The sequence below is a fragment of the Gillisella vitis genome (assembly GCF_021559775.1).
GTDB lineage: Bacteria > Pseudomonadota > Alphaproteobacteria > Rhizobiales > Rhizobiaceae > Allorhizobium > Allorhizobium ampelinum.
Window position 1 is genome coordinate 3,326,307 of the sequence record NZ_CP056047.1, and the last position, 17,825, is coordinate 3,344,131.

Genomic DNA, 17,825 nt, shown 5'->3' on the forward strand with positions numbered 1-17,825 from the left:
TAGAATTTTAGTCAATCGTCTATCACCTATGCCGAACAGAACGATGTTTATCAACACAAACATGAACAACGGCGTAACGGACGGCAAAAACTGGGCCAGTTTTACTGGTCCTGCCCACTGTGGCGACGATGCAGATCGTCCATGATCTTACTGTCTTGCGGTATCGCCTCGTCCTTGTCGCCCGTCCGTCCGCGCAGGCTGACCTTCTCATAGAGGCGGCGCGTCAGATCGCCGACAGTGGCATTGTCGGCAAGACTGCTGAGGGGAATGTCAAAGCCGGTATTCTGCTCGAAATTCATCCCCAGCTCGACAGCCATCAAACTGTCCAGCCCGATATCCTTCAGCACGCTGTTCAGCCCGATGCTTTCCTTGGGCACCCGCAATGTATCGGCAATTTCACCGGCAAGCACCGAAAACAGCACATCCTGGGCCGCAGCCGGTGCCTTGCCGTCGATCAGCGCCACCAAATCAATCTCGCCACCCTCACCGCTGCCAACATGCTGGTTGCTGCGGCGCATGATCAGCGAAAACAAGGGTTCGTTGACCACGGCAAGCGAATGCGCAGCAGCCCAGTCGAATTCGGAAATCATCACCACAGCTGCATCGACGGAGCCGGTATCGGCAGCGATATAGCGCCCGACCGCCGACAGCGCATCGCGGGCATCCAGCGCCGTCTTGCCAATCCGGCGTCCAAGCCGTTCATTAACCTGCGCATTACGGGCCAGATAACCGGCATCGCCGATTGCCCCGAAGCCGACGGCAAGACCAGCCAGCCCCTCGGCGCGGCGCGCCCGCGCCAAGCCTTCCAGGAAGCCGTTGGCAGCGACATAATTGCCCTGGCCGGGATTGCCGACATAGGTGGTGATCGAGGAAAACAGAATGAAATTGTCGATGCCATCCTGCCGGGTCAACCGGTCCAGAAGGGATGCACCCTTGGCCTTGACGTCGATCACCGGCTGGTTGCGCACGCGCGTCAGGTTGGAGATGAAGGCATCATCCAGCACCATCGCCGCATGGATGATAGTCTTCAACGGCGCAATAGTGCGCAGCTCGGCCAAAAGCGCTGACAAGGCCGCTTCACTGGTCACGTCGCAGCCGCGAATATAGGCCGTCACGCCCTGCTTGGCCCAACGGTCGATCACGGTTTGCGTCTCGGCATCAACAAGCCCGCGCCGCGTCGACAAGGCGATATGGCGCGCGCCCTGCTCTACCAGCCAATCGGCCGCGGCAAGGCCGAAACCGCCGATACCGCCGACAACCAGATGCATGCCATCCGCATCGACCACCATCCGGCGTGCCGACTTTACCGCCACGCGGTCGCGTCCCGCAACCGGCGGCAGCACGACAATCTTGCCGATATGGCCAGCATTCTGCATCAGCCGGAAGGCATCGCCAATCTCATCGTGTTCGAAGGCGCGGAACGGCAGCGGCGTGAACACGCCCTGCTCGAACAAGCCACCGATTTCGGCCAGCATACGGCGCGACAGATCGGGATGCAGGACCAGCAATTGGTCGGCGTCGATGCCGAAATAGCTGACATTGCGACGGAATGGCCGCAGGCCGATCTTGCTGTCGGCGTAATAATCGCGCTTGCCAAGCTCCAGGAAGCGCCCGAACGGCTTGACCAGCGACAGGGATTTCTCCATCGCCTCGCCAAACAGCGAGTTCAACACCAGATCGACACCTTCACCGCCGGTCACGTCAAGCACATCGCCGACAAAACCGAGCGAGCGGCTATCGAACACATGGTCCGCCCCCAGCGTTTCCAGGAAGCGCCGCTTTTCGACGGTGCCTGCCGTGGCAATGATCTTGGCGCCGAAATGCCGGGCGACCTGCAAAGCCGCAAGCCCGACGCCGCCAGCGGCACCGTGAATAAGGATGGTTTCGCCCGGACGTACCTGCCCAAGCTCATGGATGGCATAATAGGCGGTCAGGAAGACCACCGGAATGGTCGCCGCCGATACCGGGTCCACGCCATCCGGCAACTTGGCCACGCCAGCCCGCTCAACCTTGACATGGGTGCCGAAAGCCGCTGCGGCAATCGCCATCACCTTGTCCCCGAGGGCAAGGTCGCTCACCTTTGCGCCGACAGCGACCACCTCACCGGCAAATTCCATGCCGATCGAAGCCCCGGCAAAGCCGTCCTCAAGCGCCTCTTCCGGCAGCAAGCCCATGGCCCACATCACGTCGCGGAAATTCAAGCCTGTCGCTGCGGTCTTCACCAGCACCTCGGTCGGGCCGATGACGGGGACCGGGCAGCTTTCCCAGCGAATACTGGCGACCTGCGACGGCACCTGCTGGCGAATGACCGCCGCCTCAAAAGCATCGGTACGCTGCGCCGTCAGCTGGGCCGGACCAGGCACGGCGCGAATCTCGGCCATCCGCCCGGTTTCCGGCTCCACCAGCCATTCGCGGTTGTCGCTCTTGGCGGCCAGCAAGCGCATGCCCCAGTCCAGCATGATTTCCAGCGTATTGCTGGAGGGTCCGGTATCGACGACCTGCATGTCGAACAGGTCGAACTCATTGCGCAACACACGGGCAAAGGCCCAAAGGCCTGCATTGACAGGCCCGGCGTGACTGGAGCGGGTCAAGTCCTTGCCGGTAATGCCGGTGACGGGCGCACCGCCGGGCAGAACCAGAGTGACCGGAAGCGCCCTCACAGCATCAGACGTTGATGCCGCAACGTCGCCAAGCGCCATGGCCAGCGCACTAAGAGCGCCGACCCGGTCCTGCAACAGCAACGATCCATCCACAGCCGCATCGGTATCCGGCATCAGCCAGACCATTCCGCCCAAGGCTGATCCAGCCTTGCCCACTGCGTCGGCCAGCATCGACCGGTCCGTTTCAAAGCTGCCTGACAGACACAGCAAAGAAACCTGGGAGCCGCCCAGTGCTCTTGCTGCCGCCGAAAGCCGGGCAAGATCCGCAGTTTTTTCATGAACGATGATCACCGGCCCGCTGGCCACAACCTCGTCCACCGACCCACCGTCCTGACGCGTCGCATCATATGGCTCAGCCACGTCAGCCCGGCCCTGGGCTTCCGCCACGATAAGGCTACCGCCATCCACCTGCACTTGCCGGGCATGGGCCGCAGCAAAACCGGCCTGTTGCAGGGATTTCATCCAATCTTCGCTACCGCCAAATCGGCCGAGCGGAAATTCCTCCGAAACCGTCCTGTCGAACCAGCCATCTAGCAGACCGAAGGCGAAATCATGCAATAGGCCGGGCGCTGGTTGCACGGCGACAAGGCGACGGGCCGAGGCCAAGGCGCCATGACTGAGCCGTGCCAGCATTTCACCATCCAGCAAGCGGCAAAGATCGGCATGGGCGCTGGCAATTAGATCGACCGGCGCTTTCAGCAGAGAAAGTTGGTCCAATCCCTTTGCGTCCACGACAGTGACGCGCGGATCAGCCTCGAAAGACAGTTCCAGATTACGGCGCAGGCCTGCCTCAGGCTCGTAAATCACCAGATTGCCGCCAGCCGCACGAACCAGATCGGCGAGCTTGCGGCTGAGATGAAGCGAGCTGGCGCCAAGCTCGACCACCAGCGGCGGCGCATCGGCATCCAGCGTCGAGAGACAGTCGACCACCGCCTTCAACAACACCCTATGACTCTCGGTGGCGAGCGTGGAATGAACGGCGAAATGGTCCAGCGTCGCTTCGCTGATCACCCCGTCCCAATCCGGAACCTCGTCCACAACACCTGCAGGTTGATCGAGCTTTGCATTAACGGCTGTCAGCACGTCATTGATCATCACCAGTTCAACGGTGCGTTCCGGGAAATCCCGGTAAAGTTCCCGGATCAGCTCGAAAGCGGGCGGAAGATCGCTGCCATCTTCAAGCGTCCAGCTGCCATCCGCATACTGGGCAAAGCCGCTATCGGTCAGACTGTGCAGGGCATTGGTCAGGAACCGCCGCAACCGCACATCGCCCGGCAGATCGACCAGCGACACGCGCCGATCTTGACCGGCAAGGCGCTCGGCCAGCGCATAGAAGGCGCTGAGCACGCAGGCCTGGATCAGCACCGTGGCATTGTCCAGCTCACGTTCCTGACAGGCGAAAACATCGCCCAACGGTGCAACCAGGGCCACACCCTGATCTTTCACCAGGGGTAGCGCGATGGTTTCATAATGATAGGCAAGTCCATCGAGCGTCTTGTGCTGCTTCAGATAGGTGCGTCGGAACCGACTATCGCTCAAGCTGGCGATCCGCTCGCCCGTCTCACCATAGAGATGAAAATTGGCTTTGATCGAACTATCACTGATCCGCTCGATCTCGATCACCGCCCGATGGACCGGAGCACCGAGAACACGCGTGCGGACACGTCCGAAACGCACGGGAATATAAGGCGCTCCGCCCTGCTCGCCGCTGAAGCGGCCAAACAGCGCCACCAACCCGTGGAACATCGCATCAACCGACATCGGGTTGAGATTATAGCGCAGCAACGGGTGACCCGGCGCGGCTGCCGGCTTCAGGAACACTTCGACAAGCCGTTCGCCATGGCAGATCGCTTTTTCCAGCAATTGGAAGCGCGGCCCGTAATCCAGGCCGAAATTGCGCGCCGTCCGGTAGGCGGCAGATTTATCCAGCTCCGATGTCGGGCTGGACAGGTCGAAATCAACCGCATCGTCCAGTTCGGAGGCCGTGAGTTTGCGAACCCGGGCAACCGCATTGACCGTCCAGTCGTCATCGCTCAAACGCTCACGTGAGCGGATCTGAAGATCGCCGGTCGCGGCGGAAATCAGCGTGGAAAGTTCGACGATCCGGCTGTCGCTCAATTCCAGCGGTCGCATGATCTCAACATTGCTGATCTCAAGCTGGTCGGAGCCGAAATGCGCCTGCGCCGCCGAAATGGCAATTTCCACAAAACCACTGCCCGGCAAAATAGCGCGGCCATCGACCACATGTTCGGCCAGATCCGGAAATAGATGCGCGTCGAGATGGTTTTTCCAATGCCCGCCATTCAAATCGACTCGCCAGCCGCTTAACCGATAGGCCGTCTGGCCGAACCGGCCATAGAGATCGACGCGGTCGCTGGTCGGCTCCGGCCGCAGATCTGCCCGCTCGAAAGGCACGCCCGGCAGGACGATATCGGCGCGGCGCGGACCGAAGACCTTAGCCTCATCCACCTTGGCGCCACTGGCGACAGCGCGCGCCAAAGCCCGCGCCACCGGGTCGACCGTCTCATCCAGAGCCTCACGGCTAAGGCTGGCACTGACGGCAACCGTCGACGACACATGCTGCGCCGTTTCCGACACATAGCCGCCAAGGATCGCACGCGGAGAAATTTCAACGAATACACTGCAACCAAGCGCGATGGCCGCTTCCGTCGCCCCTTGGAACTGCACCGGCTGGCGGACATTCTTCCACCAGTAGTCCGAGGTTAGCGCGGTGCCCTCCAGTTGCTCGCCCGTCACCGTGGAGATGAATGGAAGGGTGGTCTGGCGCGGGGTAATCAGCGGCGGATCGGCCGAAAAAGCAGCCTTCGCCTTATCGATCAGCGGATGATGGAAGGGATAATCAATGTCCAGCACCTGGGCTGGCACTCGCTGCTTGCGGGCATGTTCTCTCAGTGCCCGGACCGCGTCTTCACGACCAGACACGGTCACCGAATTGGGTGCATTGATCGCGGCAATCGTCAGGTCATCAAAGCCAAGCTCGGCCAGCATGGCGCGCGCATCGGCCTCGCCAAGCTTCAGGGCCGCCATCGTGCCTTCACCGGCCAACACCGCCTGATGCTGCGACCGTTTGGCGATCACACAGACGGCATCCTTCAGCGACAGCGCACCCGATACATAGGCGGCAGCAACTTCACCGACCGAATGACCGTAAACAGCATCCGGCACCAGACCGGCAAGTTGCAGCGCATCCGACAGCGAGGCCTGGATGGCAAACAGCATGGGCTGGGCAAGCCTGGTATCTTTCAATCGGGCTTCCAGATCCGGATCGGTCAGTGCCGCAACGAGATCAAGAGCCGAATGCGCCGTAAACAGCGCGGCGATCCGCTCATAGCTCTCGCGGAATCGGGCATTTGCCCGGTAGGCATCGAGGCCCATGCCCGCCCATTGAGCGCCATTGCCGGAAAACACAAACGCGAGCTTACCGTTGCGCGACGAGGCTTCACCGATTTCGCCGCCGGTCTTCGCTGTGGCAAGCCGTTCCTGCACCGCCTTGACGATGGCATCCGCGCTGCCACTGGCAACGAAGCGGTGCCGGAGCGGCGCACGGTTTGAAGCGGCAGTCGAGATCAGGTCTTCCAGATCACCATCGCTGCCAGCCGCAGCAAAGGCCTTGTCGTAACTGTCCAACAACGCTTTCAGGCTTTCCTGAGAATGGGCGCTGGCCATGAACAGACGACCGGCACCGGCTGGGTTAGCCGCGTCTTGCACCAAATCAGGTCTCTGCGGATCGGCAATCACCACATGCGCATTGGCGCCGCCAAAGCCAAAGGAATTAATACCGGCAAGGCGCGGCAAGCCATCTCGCTCCAGTGCAACGGCTTGGGAGGCAACACGGACATTCAGGCCATCGAAATCAATTGTGTCATTTGGCTCGTTGAAATGCAGCGAGGCTGGCAGCAGATCGTGCTGCAAGGCCATCATCGCCTTCAGCACACCAAGCAGGCCGGATGCGGGTTCGGTATGACCGATATTGGTTTTGATCGAGCCGATCCACACCGGCTCCTTGCGGCGCTGGCCGATGACCGTGCCAAGCGACCAGACTTCCGCGGGATCGCCGACCTTGGTGCCGGTGCCATGCCCTTCGATAAAGGCCAGCCGATCCGGGTCGAGACCATTGCCGTCATAGACGGCGTGCAACAGAACGGCCTGCGCTTCGCGCGACGGCAGCGAAATACCATTCGTGCGCCCGGCCGCATTGGTGCCGCTGGCAACAATAGTCGCGTGGCTGCGGTCGCCTTCGCGCCGGGCCTTATCGCTAGAGCGCAGCACCAGCACGGCACCGCCTTCGGCGCGAACATAGCCAATACCGTCATTGGCATAGGCCTTGCACAAACCGTCTATCGACAGCATCCGCGCCTGCGCGAAGCCGACGAAAGGCAGGGGATGGACCAGCACGTTGACACCGGCAACAATCGCTGTGTCAACCTCGCCAGACGCAATCGCGCGCACCGCGTGATCGAGTGCGACCAGCGATGACGAACAGGCCGTATCGACCGTCATGCTCGGACCATTCAGGCCGAAGACATGCGAGATACGGTTGGAGACCACCGATAGCGTATTGCCGGTCATGAAATGCGGACCGGGACCAGCCGGATCTTCCGCCGCCAGATTGGCATGGTCGAAACTGGAGGCGCCGACATAGACCGCGACATTCTGGCCAGCCAAACTGTTAGCGGGGATATTGGCGTCTTCCAGCGCCCGCCAGGTCAATTCCAGCAGGATGCGCTGCTGCGGGTCCATAAAAGCCGCCTCGCGCCGTGACATGCCAAACAGGGCGGGATCGAACTGATAGATTCCATCCATCACACCGGCAGCGAAAGTGTAATATTTTCCAGGCGTGCCGATTTCGGGATGCCAGTAGCGCGCAATATCCCAACGATCCCCGGGCAAGGTCGAGACAGTGCATGCGCCGGCACGCAAAAGATCAAACAACTCTTCGGGAGATCTTGCCCCCGGTGCCACGCAGGCACGCCCTATAATCTCTACTGTCATCTATTCGTACGGATCTCAACAGTTTAGCGAGGTCTGATAGCCTTTCAGATGTCCTCAGATATAATTATCCTTCACTTAGAGAAGCGACATAGGGGCGTCAATCAGGATTCACATAGGCAGGCCTCCGCCTCATGAAAGAAAAACGCCGGAAACTTATGGCGTAGAACGATTTTTTTAACCTGATGAGACGTGGCAGCCAGAGAGAAACCCGCCCCGCAAACCACTTCGATCCTGCCGGATATGAGAGCGAAAACCCACATGCCCGTTCCGAATTTCCTCTTAAAATGAGCAGGTTATCCGATACCGTTCGTGCCTTTGTCCTCATGGACGATTTCGTCGTTTCTTGACAAAAAGGATGGCGGTTTTAGACCTTTGAAAGGACGCCGCCAAATTGCAATGTCGGTATCAACACCCACCTGAACAAACATTCCCAACAGGACGATACGATTCGTGACAGCGCAAACCCGGTCTGCGCTTGCAACTCTAATCGATTTAAGAGAGTTTTCGCGCATTCGGAGGAGTGCAGACATGCAGCAAGGATTTTTCACCAGGGAACGTCTGGCCGTTTCACTTCTGTTCCTGATGAACGGCTTCATTATCGGCTCCTGGGCGCCCAAAGTCCCTGAATTTGCCCGCAATCTCGACCTGAGCGAAGCACAGCTTGGTCTGATGATCCTCGTTCTGGGACTCGGCTCGCTCGCCTGCATGCCGGTGGCTGGTGCCCAGATCGCCCGCTACGGCTCACGCCGGGTCACGCTCGCCTGCGCGCTGATATTTCTACCGACGCTGCTCCTGCTGACGGTTGCGCCCAATATTCCCTTGGCGGCCCTGGCGATTTTCCTGTTTGGCGGCTTCATGGGTGCCATGGATGTGGCGATGAATGCCAATGCGGTCGAGACAGAAAGACAGATGGGGCGCTCGATCATGTCGTCCTGCCATGCCTTCTGGAGCCTCGGCGGCCTGATTGGCGCCAGCATAGGCGGACCGCTGCTGGCCATGGCCGGATCGACGGTGCATAGCCTTGTCGCCACGGTCCTCGCCGCCCTGATGCTGTTTGCTGCCTGGCCGATCACCCTTCGCGACCAGCCCCATCCCGATGCCGAGCATCGCAGGGCGCGCCTGCCGATGACGCCGCTGCCCTGGCTTCTCGGCCTCGTCGCGCTGTTTTGCATGATCCCGGAAGGTGCGGTGCTTGATTGGGGTGCTTTTTATCTGCGCAATGAACTGGGCGGCTCCATTGCCACCTCAAGCTATGCTTATGCCGGCTTCTCCTTGACCATGGCAATCATGCGCTTTGCCGGCGACATCGTCCGCGACAGGCTGGGGGCGGTGACAACCATGCGGATTTGCGCCCTGATCGCCATGATCGGCACGGCTATTGCTGGTTTTGCTGCCGATCCATGGACCGCCGTCATCGGCTTTGCCATCATGGGCATCGGCATTTCCAACCTGGTTCCCATCGCCTTTTCCGCCGCTGGCAACCTGCCGGGCATGGCACCAGGCGTCGGCCTGTCGGTGGTCAGTGCCATGGGCTATTCCGGTATTCTGGTGGCCCCATCGCTGATCGGTTTTGTCGCCGAGCATACGTCGCTGGCGCTGGTGTTTCGCGTGCTCCCAGTGCTGATCCTGGTTGCCCTGCTGCTCTCCGGCCTTGCCCGGCATGCCGACCGGCCCCAAGTTTGATCGACACAAGCCGCTGTCACGATGTTGACAAGCGAACATGATTGATCCACCTGAAAGCGAATTATCCGCAAGATCGGGATGACCACCATGGCGCCAGCCGAAGACTTTGACCCGAAACCACGCCGCGCATCCGTGGCCGTCGATGTCGGCGGCGTCATTGTCGGGGGCGGCGCGCCTGTCGTCGTCCAGTCGATGACCAATACCGATACCGCCGATATTGACGGCACGGTGGCGCAGGTCGCAGCCCTGCATAAAGCCGGATCGGAAATCGTCCGCATCACCGTGGACCGCGACGAGAGTGCGGCTGCCGTGCCGAAAATCCGCGACCGTCTGGAGCGGCTCGGCCTTGATGTCCCTCTGATCGGCGACTTTCACTATATCGGCCACAAGCTTCTGGCCGATCATCCAGCCTGTGCCGAGGCGCTGGCCAAATACCGGATCAATCCGGGCAATGTCGGCTTCAAGGACAAGAAAGACAAGCAGTTTGCCGATATCATTGAGATGGCGATCCGCTATGACAAGCCGGTGCGCATCGGCGTCAATTGGGGCTCGCTCGACCAGGAATTGCTGACCCAGTTGATGGACGAGAACCAGGCCAAGGGATTTCCGCTCTCGGCCCGGCAGGTAACACGTGAAGCGATCTGCCAATCGGCGCTTCTGTCTGCCGAACTGGCCGAAGAGATCGGCCTTTCGCGCAACCGCATCATCCTGTCGGCCAAGGTCAGCCAGGTTCAGGATCTGATCGCTGTCTACTCCATGCTGGCCTCGCGCTCCGACCATGCGCTGCATCTGGGCCTGACCGAAGCGGGCATGGGCTCGAAAGGCATTGTCGCCTCATCAGCGGCCATGGGCTATGTGCTGCAACAGGGCATCGGCGACACGATCCGCGTTTCGCTGACGCCAGAGCCGAACGGCGACCGGACCCGCGAAGTGCAGGTGGCACAAGAACTGTTGCAGGTCATGGGCTTTCGCCAGTTCATCCCGGTCGTTGCTGCCTGTCCGGGCTGCGGGCGCACCACCTCTACGGTGTTCCAGGAGCTGGCGCAGAAGATCCAGAGCGATATCCGCAAGAACATGCCGGTCTGGCGGGAAAAATATCCTGGTGTTGAAGGGCTGAATGTCGCGGTCATGGGCTGCATCGTCAATGGCCCGGGGGAAAGCAAGCATGCCGATATCGGCATTTCCCTGCCCGGCACCGGCGAAAACCCGGCGGCACCGGTGTTTATCGACGGTGAGAAGGCGTTGACCTTGCGTGGTCCGAAAATCGCCGAGGATTTCGAGGCTCTGGTGATCGACTATATCGAAAAACGCTACGGTCAGCGGTCGGCGGCAGAGTAAGAGAGCCGTTCTGTCAGCAAGCAGTTCTGTAGCAGGTGGGATGTTTTCTTCATATTGCCGCAATTGCTCTGTTCAGGATGAAATGAACCTACGGAGTCCTATCCCGATGCTGAAGAAATTCGTCCTTCTTGCCCTGACTGCCACCTATCTGAGTGCCTGCACCACCACCGATCCCTATACGGGCGAACAGAAAATGTCGAACACCGCCGGTGGTGCGATGATTGGCGCGGGCCTCGGCGCGCTCGGCGGCCTGGCGGTTGGCGGCGGCGGCCATGGCAAGCGCAATGCCGCCCTGATCGGCGCTGGCATCGGTGCGCTGGCAGGCGGTGCCATCGGCAGTTACATGGACAATCAGGAAGCCGAACTGCGCGCCCAGCTTCAAGGCACCGGCGTGTCCGTCACCCGTCAGGGCGACCGGATCATCCTCAATATGCCGTCCAACATCACCTTCCCGACCGATCAGGACCAGGTGTTGCCGCCATTCTACCCGACGCTGAACTCGGTCGCCATCGTGCTGAAGAAGTTCAACCGCACCCTGGTCGACGTCAACGGCCATACCGACTCGACCGGCGGCTTGCAGCACAATCAGGATCTATCGCAGCGCCGCGCCGATTCGGTGCTGAACTATCTCGGCTCGCAGGGCGTCGATCCGCGCCGCATGTCGGCCATGGGCTTTGGCCCCAGCCAGCCGATTGCCACCAATGCCACGCCACAAGGCCGCGCTCAGAACCGTCGCGTCGAAGTGGCGATTTCGCCGCTCAAGGACAATTGATCGCAGCCAAGGCCGCAGTCCATTCAAAAACAAAGAAAGCCGCCGAAAGGCGGCTTTCTTGTTATAAGCTGGCCTATCACAAGCTGGTTGTCAGCATTTTCACGCCCGCCGCCCCGAACAGAAGCGCCAGAACGCCATCCACATAGCGCCTGCTGGCCCTGTAGACATGCACGGCCTGGGCGGTCGAAAACACCAGAGCATAGCCGCAGAAGACTGAAAACCCGGTCACCAGACATCCACCGACCACGAGCACCACGGACCCCAGTGAGGCATCCACTGGCACGCCTAGCGAAATAATCGCCAGCCAGCCGAAAATCGCTTTCGGATTGGTCAAGTGAATGAGATAGCCGCGCAAAAAGATTGACCCATAACGGCCCCGCTTGACCGCCCCGACCTGCTCCCCGGCAGGCTGTTGTTTTCGCAAAGCAGACAATCCCGCCTTGATGGCGAGGTAGAAAAGATAAAGCCCGCCTGCGATTTTCAGCAGGATGAGGGCCTGGCCGTAATGATGCAGCAACGCGGCAAGGCCAAAGGATGCAGCCATGGCCCAGGTAAAAGAACCTGCAAATATGCCAAGCGCAATCACCAGACCAGCCTTGCGCCCTTGCGATATGGCCGTCGAGATAATCGCCATATTGGCCGGGCCGGGGCTGATCACCGCCACCAGATAGACGAGATAGGCGGAGAAAAACGGCGCAAAATGATCGGCAATCATGTCAGGCGCTTTCAGGAGAGAATAACGGTCAGTGACTGGTCATACCCAGGCTCTGACATGCTCACGCATCCTCGCCTTGAAGGCATTGCAAATATCTCAAATGCTTGCACCGCTTGAGATATTTGCAAATGGAATACGAACGGTCATTTTCAATGGTCGTCCGTATAAAACATCAAACCAGAGTCCGCACCTAAAAACCTGTCACAGTGGCAATTCAATTCTTGCGATTGGCGACAAAACGGGCGGCAGCCATCAACACTGCGGCGCGTTCGCCATAGGGAGACAGCAACGCGACCGCCTGATCGACCAGCCGATCCAGCTCGGCCTCCGCCCAGGTCTGGCCCTTGAGGGCGACGAGTGTCCCCTTGCCGCGCCCGGCATCCTTGCCTGTCGCCTTGCCCATGGTCGCAGCATCAGCCGTCAAATCGAGGAGATCGTCGGCAAGCTGGAAGGCCCGGCCGATCAACTCGCCGAACTGGCGCAACCGCTGCCGGTCCTCGTCCGATGCCCCGGCAATCACTGGTCCAGCCTCGCAGGCAAAGCGCAACAGCGCGCCGGTTTTCATCGCCTGCAATGTGACGATGCCGGTCTCATCTGGAGCGTGTTTCTCGGCAGCCAGATCCAGCGCCTGCCCGCCCGCCATGCCGCCAAGCCCGGCAGCCCGCGCCAACGCCAGAACCAGCGCGGTCTTGGCAGCGTCCGGCAGTGTGGTTTGTGGTGCGGCAATGATCTCAAAGGCAAAAGTCAGCAGGCTGTCACCGGCCAGAATGGCCGTCGCCTCGTCAAAGGCGATATGCACAGTTGGCTGGCCACGACGCATATCGTCGTCATCCATGGCGGGCAGATCATCATGCACGAGAGAGTAGCAATGCAGGCATTCCAGCGCCGCCCCGACCCGCAGGGCGGCATCGTCCTGGCCGCGAAACAGCCGGGCGCTTTCCACCACCAGAAATGGCCGTAGCCGCTTGCCGCCGTTCAGCACGGCATGGCGCATTGCCGCCAGCAATTGACCGGGCCTGGCGATTTCATCCGATAGAGGCTCAGGCTGCAAAAGCTCGGTCAGCAGCGCCTGGACGCGCGCGGCTGTATCGCGGAGATGATCGTCAAACATCGCATGCCTCAGGTTTGCCGGCTGCTCTTTGCCATGCGCCTTCAGAAGGCGCAAGATACAATGACTATTGGGGACTATCTGTGGGGTATCGGCCCGCCAAAGTACCTTGGTCTGGCGCTTAGCCTTATTCACGGCTAAGAAAACAAATGCGCAAATCAAGCAGGCGTCGGGGCAGGTGACAGGATTGACGACGGACAACGCACCTGATGCTATCGACCCTCTGGACGCGACTGTGCCCGGACAAGACGAGCACCTCGACCAGGAGGGCGAAAAAGGAGACCGGCGGCTGGTGCTGCATCGAATAGCCAAGGCACTGCTTGCTGTTGCCCTTTTGCCTTTCGCACTGATGGCGCTCTATCTGCTGCCCTTCATTCACCCGCCGTCCACATTGATGCTGGCCGATCTCGTCCTGTTTCGTGGCTATGACCGGCAATGGGTGCCGCTGGAGCGCATATCGCCCAATCTGATCCGCGCCGTGATGATGTCGGAGGACGGGCAATTCTGTAGCCATAGCGGCGTTGACTGGGTGCAGATGCGCTCGGTGATCGACGATGCCTTAGACGGCGAGGAAACCCGTGGCGCCAGCACCATCACCATGCAGACAGTGAAAAACCTGTTTTTGTGGAACAGCCGGTCCTTCATCCGCAAGGGCATGGAAATCCCCCTGGCTCTCACCGCCGACAAGGTCTGGTCGAAACGCCGGACGATGGAAATTTACCTCAATATCGCTGAATGGGGACCAGGCATTTACGGTGCAGAGGCCGCAGCACTCCACCATTTCAAAATCCCGGCCGCCCGGCTTTCAGCCCGCCAGGCTGCCCTGCTCGCCGTTTCGCTGCCAAATCCTATCGACCGCAATGCTGGCAAGCCTGGCCCCGGTCTACGGCGGCTCGCCGCCATGGTGGAGCGCCGCGCCCGGGGCGCCGATCCATATATCAGCTGCATTGATAAGTGATGTCAAAACTTGGCATTGGCTTTGAGCCGTATGCGCCTGTTAGGATTGCGGACATTTCAGGAGACAAAACCAATGACGGACCTAACACTCTATATTGCCAATAAGAATTATTCCTCCTGGTCGTTCCGGCCCTGGATCGCTCTGACCGCAGCCGGGATCGACTTCAAAGAGGTGCTGATCCGCTTCGACTTTCCGGCTGGCAATCCCGGCATCAAAGCCATATCTCCGACCGGCCAGGTGCCAGTCCTCGTGCATGGGGATGTGAAGGTCTGGGAATCGCTGGCCATTATTGAATATGCCGCCGAGCTTTTCCCCAATGGCGGTATCTGGCCATCGGCGCAGTCGGACCGGGCTGTTGCTCGAGCAATTTCGCTCGAAATGCTGGCTGGCTTCCGGGCCTTGCGCAATGCCTGCCCGATGAATTTCCGTCGCCCGCCACAGGCGCTTGCCTTCAGCCCTGAGACAAAGGCAGCGGTGATGGCGGATGTCTCCCGCATCGAAACCATCTGGCACGAGCAATTGGCTCGCTCCGGCGGTCCTTTCCTGTTTGGCGCCTTCAGCGCAGCGGATGCCATGTATGCACCTGTGGTCAACCGTTTTTCAGCCTATCAACTGACCGTCGATCCGGTTAGTCTTGCCTATATGGATCGCATGCAGGCCCATTCCGCCTGGATCAAATGGCGCGATGCTGCCCTGGCTGAACCCTGGATCGTGCCGGAGGACGAAGCCTGAACCGATTGCTCGATGCCTGCAAAGGCCGGGCAGAGGCGACGTTTTGCGACCGCACGATGTCAAAAAAATCCCACCGGGGACTGGTCAAACCCCTGGGCGGCATGTATAAGGCCGCCAAATTCGAAGATCGGATGAGTGATTGTTCGGCTCCAAAAGGGCCGGTTCATCGGTTTTCGACCGTCACGTGGAGTAATTAAAATGGCTGTACCAAAAAGAAAAACAAGCCCGTCCAAGCGCGGTATGCGCCGTTCTGCCGACGGTCTGAAGGCTCCGACCTATGTCGAAGACAAGAATTCCGGCGAACTGCGCCGTCCGCATCACATCGATCTGAAGACCGGCATGTATCGCGGCCGTCAGGTTCTGACACCGAAGGAAAGCGCATAAGCGTTTTCTATATGACTATATAAAAAGGCCGGTTTTCCGGCCTTTTTCTTTGCCATTTTTTGATTAAACCGCCTGCTTGTAGCGTCCTCTACAGATATTACAAACCGCGCGGTGCAGGAAAACACCCCTGCACAACGCCGTTGCGGCACCAGTTGTCAGAGTTTATCGAGCTTGGTTTGCAGATTGCGCAACTGCTCCTTCAGATCGTCGATATCCTTGGTTTCCGGCCGCTTCGTCTCGCGTGCTGGCGTCGGCGTCATGAAGGGCGAAAACATCTGCATGGCCTGATGGAACATCTCGGTATTGCGCTTGACCTGCTCCTCCATCAGCTGGATCGGTGCCTGTAAATTCTTAGCAAGCGGTGTCTCACCAAAAGCGCGGGTCATCTGGTCGCGCATCTGGGATTGCTGCTCGGTAAAGGCTTTCATCGAATGTTCGAGAAAGCTCGGCACCACCATCTGCATCTGATCGCCATAATAGCTGATCAACTGGCGCAGGAAAGAAATCGGCAGCAACGTATTGGTGGTCTTGGCTTCCTGCTCGAAAATAATCTGGGTCAGGACGGAATGGGTAATATCCTCGCCGGATTTTGCATCCTGCACGGTGAACTCCTCGCCCTTTTTTACCATCTTGGCCAGATCTTCCAGCGTTACATAGGTACTGGTCCCCGTGTTGTAGAGGCGGCGATTGGCATATTTCTTAATGATGATTTCGCCATCGGTCTTGGCCATTGTGTCTCCTAACCCGGCTTATGTCGTTATTATTGCTCTTCCCTGAGAGGGAAGTGTAATCGCAAATCGACGGGCGTGACAATCTCTTTGTGCGTCGCGGGATTGCGCTATCGAAAGCAGCGATAGCCATCCGCTGAAATGCAACCAAAGACTGAAATTTCCCAATGCTTTGAGTTTGACTTCTCAGGGAAGCTTTGACAGTCTCAGCCGCAGCAAAGAACACTATCGAGGAGATACCCATGTCTACGCCTTCCATCGTCATTGCCAGCGCGGCTCGAACGGCAGTTGGCTCTTTCAACGGGGCATTTGCCAACGTTGCCGCGCATGATCTGGGTGCGACCGCGATCAAGGCCGTGCTGGAACGCGCAGGCATCGAGGCAGCCGAAGTCGACGAAGTGATCCTCGGCCAGATCCTGACCGCCGGCCAGGGCCAGAACCCCGCCCGCCAGGCCGCCATGAAGGCCGGCATTCCGCAGGAAAAAACTGCCTGGGGCCTAAACCAGCTCTGCGGCTCCGGCTTGCGCGCCGTGGCACTCGGCATGCAGCAGATCGCCACCGGCGACGCCTCCATCATCATTGCTGGCGGCCAGGAATCCATGTCGCTTGCTCCCCACTGCGCCCATTTGCGTGCTGGCACCAAGATGGGCGACATGAAAATGATCGACACCATGATCAAGGACGGCCTGACCGATGCCTTCTACGGCTATCACATGGGTGTCACCGCCGAAAATGTTGCCCGCCAGTGGCAGTTGACCCGCGACGAGCAGGACGCCTTTGCGGTTGCCTCGCAAAACAAGGCCGAAGCCGCCCAGGCAGCAGGCCGGTTCAAGGACGAAATCGTCCCGGTCACTGTGCCAGGCCGCAAGGGCGATGTGATCGTCGATGCGGATGAATATATCCGCGTAGGTGCAACCCTGGACAGCATGACCAAGCTGCGTCCCGCTTTCGACAAGGAAGGCACCGTCACCGCCGGGAATGCATCTGGCATCAATGACGGAGCCGCCGCCGCCCTGCTGATGACCGAAGCTGAAGCCGTCCGTCGCGGCATCCAGCCATTGGCGCGCATCGCCTCCTGGGCCACAGCTGGCGTCGATCCGAAGATCATGGGCACAGGTCCGATCCCCGCATCCCGCAAGGCGCTTGAAAAGGCTGGCTGGAGCGTGAACGATCTCGATCTCGTCGAGGCCAACGAAGCCTTTGCCGCCCAGGCCTGCGCCGTCAACAAGGATCTTGGCTGGGATACGTCAATCGTCAATGTCAATGGCGGCGCCATTGCCATCGGCCACCCGGTCGGCGCATCCGGCGCCCGTATTCTCAACACCCTGCTGTTTGAAATGAAACGGCGCGGCGCAAAGAAGGGTCTGGCGACCCTGTGCATCGGTGGTGGCATGGGCGTTGCCATGTGCATCGAAGGTCTCTGAGACCTATCGAGCCAGAAGCCCGATGGGAAACCATCGGGCTTTGATATCGTAAACGGCGAGGGTATCGCCTGATCGCCACCCTTTTCTTTTACCGGATGGAATCAACGGAACTGGTTTCAGCAGCGGACCGCATCCGCACCGCCAAGACAATAAACGAGCCGGGAACCGATCCGGCCATATTTTACCTGCATCATTCCAGTTCAATGTTTCCGGCGTCAAACCGTAGTGACTGGCGTTCTCTGTGTATTTCGCAGAAACACCCATTGAATTGGGGGATGTCACTCCTTGCCCCCTAGGGTAACGGAGAGAC

11 protein-coding genes are annotated in these 17,825 nt (G+C 59.6%); 7 read left to right on the forward strand and 4 right to left on the reverse strand.

Annotated features, from left to right (window positions below; genetic code table 11):
• Window positions 1-101 precede the first annotated feature (101 nt).
• Entirely contained in the window at window positions 102-7,673 is a 7,572-nt protein-coding gene (locus AVCG78_RS15430; protein ID WP_071203146.1) for a type I polyketide synthase, read from the reverse strand.
• A 528-nt stretch (window positions 7,674-8,201) separates the two neighbouring features.
• Between AVCG78_RS15430 and AVCG78_RS15435 the strand changes: the two genes are divergently transcribed.
• From AVCG78_RS15435 to AVCG78_RS15445, 3 genes are all read left to right on the forward strand, one after another.
• Window positions 8,202-9,356, forward strand: a complete 1,155-nt coding sequence (locus tag AVCG78_RS15435; RefSeq protein WP_071203151.1) for an MFS transporter — start codon at window positions 8,202-8,204, stop codon at window positions 9,354-9,356.
• Between the two features lie 87 nt (window positions 9,357-9,443).
• On the forward strand, window positions 9,444-10,694 hold the full coding sequence (gene ispG, locus AVCG78_RS15440; RefSeq protein WP_015917556.1) for a flavodoxin-dependent (E)-4-hydroxy-3-methylbut-2-enyl-diphosphate synthase: 1,251 nt from the start codon (window positions 9,444-9,446) through the stop codon (window positions 10,692-10,694).
• A gap of 106 nt (window positions 10,695-10,800) precedes the next feature.
• Window positions 10,801-11,466, forward strand: a complete 666-nt coding sequence (locus AVCG78_RS15445) for an OmpA family protein (RefSeq protein ID WP_071203153.1) — start codon at window positions 10,801-10,803, stop codon at window positions 11,464-11,466.
• Window positions 11,467-11,542: 76 nt separating this feature from the next.
• Here the strand turns inward: AVCG78_RS15445 and AVCG78_RS15450 are convergent, their stop codons facing one another.
• A complete protein-coding gene (locus AVCG78_RS15450) occupies window positions 11,543-12,181 on the reverse strand; it encodes a LysE family translocator (RefSeq protein ID WP_071203155.1) in 639 nt (212 codons plus the stop codon).
• Window positions 12,182-12,395: 214 nt separating this feature from the next.
• The gene (locus tag AVCG78_RS15455) at window positions 12,396-13,292 is read right to left on the reverse strand and encodes a polyprenyl synthetase family protein (protein ID WP_071203157.1); all 897 of its coding nucleotides are present in this window, start codon (window positions 13,290-13,292) and stop codon (window positions 12,396-12,398) included.
• 286 nt (window positions 13,293-13,578) lie between these two features.
• Here AVCG78_RS15455 and mtgA point away from each other — a divergent pair, with 286 nt between their 5' ends.
• The 3 genes from mtgA (at window position 13,579) to rpmF (ending at window position 15,363) form a co-directional block, all read left to right on the forward strand.
• Entirely contained in the window at window positions 13,579-14,247 is a 669-nt protein-coding gene (gene mtgA, locus AVCG78_RS15460; RefSeq protein WP_156531876.1) for a monofunctional biosynthetic peptidoglycan transglycosylase, read from the forward strand.
• 72 nt (window positions 14,248-14,319) lie between these two features.
• Window positions 14,320-14,979, forward strand: a complete 660-nt coding sequence (locus AVCG78_RS15465) for a glutathione S-transferase family protein (RefSeq protein ID WP_071203159.1) — start codon at window positions 14,320-14,322, stop codon at window positions 14,977-14,979.
• A 198-nt stretch (window positions 14,980-15,177) separates the two neighbouring features.
• Entirely contained in the window at window positions 15,178-15,363 is a 186-nt protein-coding gene (gene rpmF / locus AVCG78_RS15470) for a 50S ribosomal protein L32 (protein ID WP_007604390.1), read from the forward strand.
• 155 nt (window positions 15,364-15,518) lie between these two features.
• Here rpmF and phaR read toward each other — a convergent pair whose 3' ends face one another.
• Entirely contained in the window at window positions 15,519-16,094 is a 576-nt protein-coding gene (gene phaR / locus AVCG78_RS15475) for a polyhydroxyalkanoate synthesis repressor PhaR (protein WP_015917562.1), read from the reverse strand.
• 239 nt (window positions 16,095-16,333) lie between these two features.
• Here phaR and AVCG78_RS15480 point away from each other — a divergent pair, with 239 nt between their 5' ends.
• Window positions 16,334-17,515 carry an acetyl-CoA C-acetyltransferase gene (locus tag AVCG78_RS15480; RefSeq protein WP_071203161.1) on the forward strand — a complete coding sequence of 394 codons (1,182 nt, stop codon included), beginning with the start codon at window positions 16,334-16,336 and terminating at the stop codon, window positions 17,513-17,515.
• The last annotated feature ends 310 nt before the right edge of the window (window positions 17,516-17,825 follow it).